Source organism: Pseudomonas oryzagri (genome assembly GCF_020831405.1).
GTDB classification, from domain to species: Bacteria; Pseudomonadota; Gammaproteobacteria; order Pseudomonadales; family Pseudomonadaceae; genus Geopseudomonas; species Geopseudomonas oryzagri.
On record NZ_JAJHPU010000006.1, the window covers coordinates 1 to 4,960 of the forward strand.

The following is a 4,960-nucleotide window of genomic DNA, read 5'->3' on the forward strand; positions in this document are numbered from 1 at the left end:
GAGCGCTCTGCGTGGGAGCTCCTCACTGGACGCTCCGCGTCCGCTTCTGTGACGCAGAGCGTCACTGGCTGCGTTCCCACGCGGACGGTTCGACGCCTCGACGTGGGAACGATCAAAAGAGCAGCAAAGCCCGGAAGGCTAACCGTGGACCCCGAGACTATCTTTCGGCGCCTGGTCACGCTCGTTCAAGCCATAGTCCCGTACCACCGAAGCCACGCGCAGTCGGTAGTTTGCGAATACCCCGTGGCGCCCCTCGCCCTGGGCGTGGCGGTGCTCCTCCCGATTGCGCCACACACGAACAGCCTCCTCATTCCTCCAGAACGAGAGGGACAGATATTTCCCCTTGGTACTCAGGCTCTCGAAACGCTCGATGGAAATGAAGCCATCGATCTTTTCCAACTCCGGCCGAAGCGAAGCGGCGATGTCGAGATAGTTACCCGCTTGATTCTCTGCCGGCCAAACTTCGAATATCACGGCAATCATCCATTTTCCCCTTGTCAGTTGCGTCAGCGTTGCCGCATTTGCTTGTGGGTGTTCGGGAGGAAGGCGGTTGCCAGGCCGAGGAGCGGCAGGAAGGAGATAACGCCGTAGACCCAGACAATCCCATAGGCATCCGCCAACTGTCCGAGGCCAGCGGCACCGATACCGCTAATGCCGAACATCAGACCGAACATCAAACCGGACACCAGGCCAACGCGGCCCGGCACGGCTTCCTGGGCGTAGACGACCAGAGCCGAGAACGCCGAGGACATCACCAGGCCGATTATGCTGGCGAGAACGGCCGTCCAGAACAGATTGACGTATGGCAAGGCCAGCGCGAACGGAGCGACGCCCAGGAACGAGATCCAGATGACGGCCTTTCTGCCGATGCGATCACCGAGCGGGCCGCCAGAGAAGGTACCGATGGCCACGGAAGCCAGGAACACGAACAGGAAGATCTGGCTCTCCTGGACGCCAAGCCCGAATCGCTCGATCAAGTAGAAAGTGAAGTAGTTGGCGATGGACGCGATATAGATGAACTTCGCGAATATCAGGATGCAGATGACCGCAACGGCCTGAATGACACCCGCGCGGCTGAGCCCTTCCATCTGGTGACGCGCCAGCCCTTTCAACTGGGCATGCCCGTGCGTGAAGGCCCATCGGGTGAGGTAGAACAGCACGGCAATGGCGAGGAGTGCCGCGACCATGAACCAGGCTACCGCGGACTGACCATTGGGGATGACGATGGCGGCGGCGAGCAGCGGACCAATCGCCGTGCCGGCATTGCCACCGACCTGGAAGGTGGACTGGGCGGTTCCGAACCGGCCTCCGGAGGCCATCCGCGTCACCCGTGAGGCTTCGGGATGGAAGGTGGCAGACCCGATGCCAAGCATCGCAGCGGCTACCAGCAGCATGGGAAAGCTGCCGGCCGTGGCCAGCAGCATGATGCCCAGCAACGTCACGAACATCCCGGAGGGCAGCAGGTACGGCTGGGGATGCTTGTCGGTGTAGAAACCGATCCACGGCTGCAACAGGGAAGCCGTCACCTGGTAGGTCAGCGCAATCAGGCCGATTTCGCTGAAGCTGAGCGAAAACTGCGTCTTCAGCAGCGGAAAGATGGCAGGCAGCGTCGCCTGGATCAGATCGTTCAGCAGGTGCGCGAACGCGGCCGTACCCACGATACCCGCGAAAAAGGTAGCTTTCGGATGCTCTAGCGCCGAGGGCCCAGGCGATATAAGCGTTTTTTCGGAGGCTGCTGTCTGGGTCGTCATAGGCTATTCACGGAACGCAGGTTGCTGACTGAAGGTGCGTGCGAGGCACCGGCGAGCGTTCAGTGTAGGAATGGCTCGATAGGCCGTCTCCCGCCAATCTGCCGAAAGCTGTAGAGTTTCTGCCATGCCAATCCAAGACCCCAAAGATCACCACGACTTCCACAACCTGCCGCGGTTGTTGGTGGCCATGGAGAAAACCTGCCCCGCCGGCACCTCGATCGGCTGGCACTCGCATCCGCGAGGACAGCTCCTCTACGCGATCAAGGGCGTGATGATCGTTCAATCGGATGCAGGAACCTGGGTGGTTCCCCCGAGCCGCGCGCTCTGGATGGTGGCCGGTATTCGTCACAGCGTCACGATGTCCGGTGAGGTGGAGATACGCACCGCCTACATCGATGCCAGCGCGACCCCCAACCTTCCTCGGCAAACCTGCGTCATCAATGTTTCCCCGCTTCTGCGCGAGCTGCTGGTGGAAGCCGTTCGCATCCCCTTGCACAGCGCGATCAGCCCCAGAGACGAGCGACTCGTCGGCTTGCTCATCGACGAGGTGAAAGCTTCAAGTGCCGTCCCTCTGCATTTACCGATGCCGAGCGACCCGCGACTGACGACGCTGTGCCAATCGCTCATCGAGCAACCGGCGGGCCGTTCGAGCGCGAAGGAATGGGCTGAAGCGATAGGCATGGGCGAAAGAACACTGCACCGACTGTTCTCTCAAGAGACAGGGATGACTTTCTCGCAATGGCGTGAGCAGGCCAGGTTACTGTCCGCGCTCAGAGAGCTTGCCGAAGGCAGGAAAGGCATCGAGGTTGCCCTCAATTGCGGCTACTCAAGCCAGAGCGCGTTTTCCGCGATGTTCAGACGGCATTTTGGGGTGTCGCCGTCGGGGTTTTACCGGTAGTTGTGATCGCTCCCACGCTCTGCGTGGGAACTTCTCAATGGACGCTCCACGTCCGCTTCTACGACGCGGAGCGGCGCTGGCTGCAGCGAGCAGTCAGCCTCCTCCCGCCCCTTACTCTCGGGGCTGGTTCTGCCCCGCACATGCCGTAGGCCTTCCAGCACCAGCAGTCCCACTGCAAGCCAGATCGGTATGTACGTCAGCCACTCGTGGGGTGCGATTCGTTCGCCGATGAGCAGTGCGGCTGCCACCAGCAGAACGGGCTCCACATAGCCCAGCAGACCGAACAGGCTGAATGGCAGGAGACGGCTGGCAGTGGTGTACGCCATGAAAGCCGCTGCGCTGATCACTGCCAGGAAGATCACCAACATGTACAGCCTGGGCGCCTGTTCGAACTGCGCGAGCGTTGTCTGCTGCCCCAGCACGAACCAGCAGGCAAAGGGCAGCGTGAAAAGCATGTCGAACCAGAGCCCGCCCAGATTTGCCGTGTCGAGCTTGCGACGTAGCACGAAGTAGGCCGGAAAGCCCAATGCCACCAACCACACTTCCCACGAGAACCCCCCCACTTTAATCAACTCGTGAGCGACCCCCAGGAGCGCGCAGGCACCAGCGGCCTTCTGCAACCCGGTGAGCCGCTCCCGATAGAAGACCACCCCCACCATCAACATGGTGAGCGGAAGCAGGAAGTACCCCAGGGAAACCTGCAGGCCACGGCCATTGATAGGAGCCCAGAGGAATAGCCATTGCTGGACACCGAGCAACGCACTGCTGCACATCACGCCAAGCAGCAGGCTGGGACGCCGGCGGATGCGGATGAAAATTTCCCTGACCGGCTGCCACTCGCGGCCCAGCAGCAGAAACAGCGTCACGCACGGCAGGGTGAGCAGCATGCGCAAGCCAAAGATCTCCTCGCCGCTGAGTGGTTTGAGCAGCGTGGCGTAGTAATAGAGACCGGCGAACGCGCAGGACGAGGCGACGGATAGGGCGATACCTTTGAACACAAAGGCCTCCGGGAGAAGTCGGGTTATGGGATGGCGGTCAGGGCTGGCGAGGTGACCAGGGCGGACCACCGGCAAACCTGCTCTCGATCCAGTCCTTGAATGCGAGGGTTGTAGCGGGAGAGAACCTGGCCGATGGGCGCATCAGGTACACCCCACCTTCCTCGCCATCCAGCAGCCAGTCCGGCAGCACGCGTACCAGCCGGCCAGCTTCGAGGTCGCGGCTCATCAGCCATTCGCCAGCACCAAGAATTCCCAGGCCGGCACGGGCAGCAGCGAGTAGCGACTCGCCGTCATTCGAGGTCAGGGAGCCTTGGGTTATCACCTTCCGCCGGAGGTTTCCTTTGTAAAGACGCCATTCGGGAAAGGACGCGAGGCCACTTAAACGCAAGCAGTTGTGATCGCTAAGTTCTTCCGGCGTGCCGGGTGCACCATGCGCGGCAAGGTATTCCGGAGACGCGCAAAGGATGCGATGGTGCTCGCTCAGCTTCCGGGCGATCAAGCGGTTGTCGCTCAGCTCACCGATACGGATCGCGGCGTCATAGCCCTCGGCGATGATGTCGACGAAGCGATCACTGTAGTCGGCCACCACCGACACCTGCGGATTGGCTTTGAGAAAGTCGGGCAGCATTGGCCCGATCCACAGCCGTCCCATCGCGGCGGGCAGTGCGAGGCGCAGTATGCCTCTAGGCTCGGCGGCACCCTGCGTAGCCTCCTGCTGCGCCTCGGCAATGGTGGCCAACGCGTGATGCAGCCGATCAACCAGCTGAGTGCCGACCTGGGTGATGCGCACTTGTCGGGTCGTCCGCTCAATCAGCCGGACGCCCAGACGAGCCTCCATGGCGGCAACCCGTTTCGAGATCACCGAAGGGTCGCGCTGCAATCGGCGTCCGGCTGCAATGAACGATCCCTCCCTGGCGACGGCAAGCAGTGCCGCGATCTCGTCGCTGTGCTGGATGTCGATAAGGGGATCTGAAGGCATGAGTGCACACCGATGCGGGGTTCTGGATGCAGTATGGAGCCCCCGCAATTAGTCAACAATTCAGGTTGCGTGCATTTCATTACTGCATTTGGTGCAGCAGTTCTGGTGGGACGGGTGGTCGCTGTTGGCCGCTGCTGGTATCTGGACGTGCGCTATGGGCGGCTGCTATCGGTAGTTGTGATTGCTCCAAAGCTTCGCGTGGAAGTTTCTCACTGGACGCTCCGTCCGCTGCTGTGACGCAGAGCGTCACTAGCTGCGTTCCCACGCCGAGCGCTCGGCGTTATACACAACCGCCATCCAGCGCTGATCGAGCTGCCAGAGCTGTCACAAATTC

The 4,960-nt window shown here is 61.4% G+C and carries 5 protein-coding genes; 1 reads left to right on the forward strand and 4 read right to left on the reverse strand.

The features are described from left to right. Positions 1-138 precede the first annotated feature (138 nt). The gene (locus LMJ29_RS01870; protein WP_229603470.1) at positions 139-483 is read right to left on the reverse strand and encodes an antibiotic biosynthesis monooxygenase family protein; all 345 of its coding nucleotides are present in this window, start codon (positions 481-483) and stop codon (positions 139-141) included. Positions 484-506: 23 nt separating this feature from the next. After that, positions 507-1,751 (reverse strand): MFS transporter, encoded by a 1,245-nt coding sequence (locus LMJ29_RS01875; protein ID WP_229603473.1) that lies wholly within the window; start codon positions 1,749-1,751, stop codon positions 507-509. A gap of 124 nt (positions 1,752-1,875) precedes the next feature. On the opposite strand from LMJ29_RS01875, the gene LMJ29_RS01880 reads away from it, so the two are divergent. After that, positions 1,876-2,649, forward strand: coding sequence for an AraC family transcriptional regulator (locus LMJ29_RS01880; RefSeq protein ID WP_229603476.1), 774 nt, complete (start codon positions 1,876-1,878; stop codon positions 2,647-2,649). Here LMJ29_RS01880 and rarD read toward each other — a convergent pair. Together rarD and LMJ29_RS01890 are read right to left on the reverse strand one after the other, a co-directional pair. Further along, positions 2,640-3,647, reverse strand: a complete 1,008-nt coding sequence (rarD, locus tag LMJ29_RS01885; protein ID WP_229603479.1) for an EamA family transporter RarD — start codon at positions 3,645-3,647, stop codon at positions 2,640-2,642. The genes LMJ29_RS01880 and rarD overlap by 10 nt on opposite strands. A 37-nt stretch (positions 3,648-3,684) precedes the next feature. Next, on the reverse strand, positions 3,685-4,626 hold the full coding sequence (locus LMJ29_RS01890) for a LysR family transcriptional regulator (protein ID WP_229603482.1): 942 nt from the start codon (positions 4,624-4,626) through the stop codon (positions 3,685-3,687). Positions 4,627-4,960: the final 334 nt, after the last annotated feature.